The sequence below is a fragment of the Enterocloster sp. 210928-DFI.2.20 genome (assembly GCF_020554465.1).
GTDB classification, from domain to species: Bacteria; Bacillota; Clostridia; order Lachnospirales; family Lachnospiraceae; genus Enterocloster; species Enterocloster bolteae.
This window is the reverse complement of the sequence record NZ_JAJCHK010000092.1, coordinates 1-886: the sequence shown is the minus strand read 5'-3', so window position 1 is coordinate 886 and position 886 is coordinate 1. Positions and strand designations below refer to the sequence as shown.

The 886-nt window shown below is 51.6% G+C and carries 2 protein-coding genes; both read left to right on the top strand.

From position 1 onward, the window contains the following. The first annotated feature begins 103 nt into the window (after positions 1–103). Positions 104–526, top strand: coding sequence for a minor capsid protein (locus LI015_RS27955; protein ID WP_227126778.1), 423 nt, complete (start codon positions 104–106; stop codon positions 524–526). Next, the coding region (locus LI015_RS27950) for a hypothetical protein (RefSeq protein ID WP_227126777.1) at positions 526–886 on the top strand (361 nt) is incomplete at its 3' end. The genes LI015_RS27955 and LI015_RS27950, both read left to right, overlap by 1 nt.

Sequence of the window (886 nt, the reverse complement as noted above, 5' to 3'; positions counted from 1 at the left end):
AGACGGCCCATAGATTCCTGACGGTGACCACAGTAGATGAAAGGCTGTATGGCAGTGAGTCAGTACGACATTATGAGTTGGCCTGTAAGTAGGAGGTGTTGGTATGAAGGTGGAATTCAATATCAGCACTGCAGAAACCATTAAAAGAAACCACGGCTTGCAGCCTGGGGGGTCGGTGCAGAAGCTGGTGGATGGCGAATGCATGAGGTATATGGGTGACTATATGCCGCGGCGCCAGGCAGGGGAGCTGGAGCATATGATGGTCATGGCTACGGTAATTGGCTCCGGACAGATTGACATACCAGGTCCTTATGCCCATTATTTGCATGAAGGCATCCTATATGTATCACCGACAACAGGCAGCGCCTGGGCGAAGAAGAACGAGATTAAAATACCGACAGACCAGGAATTGACCTATGCCGGTGCTCCTGTGCGCGGAAAGAAGTTTTTTGACCGGATGAAGGCTGACCATAAGGATGATATCCTGCAGGCTGCCCAAGCATTGATAGACAGGGGAGGGACCTAATGACAATCATAGATTTTATGAGGCAGAAACTGACGGAGTATCCCAAAATATCGGAGTTTCTGGTTGATGGAGATATCCATGTGGATTTCACGGAGCCGGGCTCCAGTTATGGCCTGTCCAGCAATGGGGACAGCCTGGTCAAGGAGGATATGCTGGGGAACCAGACCCGCCGACACAACTTCGCCATGTATGCGGTGGCGCCGTCCTTCACGGATTACTGCCGGCTGGTCAACAGCAATTTCCTCCTGGAACTGGGATATTGGCTGGAGCAGCTGCCAGAGGAGGGTGGGCTTATTGCCAATATCGGCAACCAGGAGATGGAGGCCAGGTTTATAAAAGCCATCACATCCAATGCAATGG